Here is a 1135-nt window from a genome sequence, read left to right on the forward strand (position 1 = left end):
CTAAGATAAATCGCACGTTCTCTGAGCCGCCCCGAGAAGCCAGACTACCCACCGAGCGAATGCTCGAGGAAGAAGCGCAGCATTTCCCTCGTGGCATCCGGCCCTTGCGGGTCAGTGTAGGACCCGGCGGGGCTGCCGCCTGACCATGCGTGTCCGGCGCCATCGATATTCCAGTGTTCGGAAGTCGCCCGACCGGCCCCGTCGATCAGGACGGTGCGAGTATAGGCATGGCCGTGGGGTACGCGTCCGCGCAGCACCCTCATCGTCGGCCTCGTTGCCCTGGCGGCCTGCTCGATAATCTGATCGCCATTCTTTGGATGCACCGTTGTGTCGCGATCGCCATGGAAAACGATGGTCGGCACAGAAGTTTTGCCGTCCGCAATTGCCTTGGAGCCGCCTCCCTGCCGCATGGCGACGAACGCGGAGGGAAGGTCGCTGGCGGCCCCACACGCCAGGCCTGAATGAATGCCGACGGCCGCGTATAGGTCGCTATACGTGGCGCCCATGATGGCAGCGGCGGCCCCACCGGCAGAGAGACCCGCGACGTATACGCGCTTCGGATCGATCGGATGGTCGCGCATGATCTGGCGGGTAATGCCGGCGATCATCGAAGGCTCGCCCTCACCGCGGCGCTGGTCACCGGTGCGAAACCAGTTCCAGCACTTCGACTGGTTGGCTCCGCTCGGCTGCTCAGGATAGGCCACGAAGCAATTCTGCTCTTCCGCCAGGAAGTTCATCCGGGTGCCGGCCGCGAAATCGTCGGGCGACTGGGTGCAGCCATGAAGCATGACGATCAGGGGAAGCCGTTGTCCCTGGCAGCGGCTCGGGATGAACAGCTTGTAGGTCCGGCTTCCCGCGGCGTTACTGAAGGTACCGGCGATAAACCGTGTGCCCTCGGGCACGATGTCCGATGGCGACAGAGGAGCGCGCGTAATCGGACTTCGCAGGCCGAGCCGGGAAAAATTCCGCATTCCGTCGAGCGATAAGGAACGTCTGCGTCCCTGACCAGCGCGGGCCGACGAGGCCTGCGGAGCTTCCCGCTCCTCGACGACGTCGGCCGTGGCGTCGATGGTAAGCGGATCGAGCCGCGAGAGCGGAGCCTGAGAGGCGCTGCGCGACTCCGGTCTTGGAGCGC

Annotated in this window: 1 protein-coding gene; it reads right to left on the reverse strand. The window is 64.7% G+C overall.

Annotated features, from left to right (window positions below; all coding sequences use genetic code 11):
* Positions 1 to 44 precede the first annotated feature (44 nt).
* Positions 45 to 1135 (reverse strand): extracellular catalytic domain type 1 short-chain-length polyhydroxyalkanoate depolymerase (locus GA0061099_RS39205; protein ID WP_074448708.1); only part of this gene is annotated, 1091 nt, incomplete at its 5' end.

Source organism: Bradyrhizobium yuanmingense, from assembly GCF_900094575.1.
GTDB classification, from domain to species: Bacteria; Pseudomonadota; Alphaproteobacteria; order Rhizobiales; family Xanthobacteraceae; genus Bradyrhizobium; species Bradyrhizobium yuanmingense.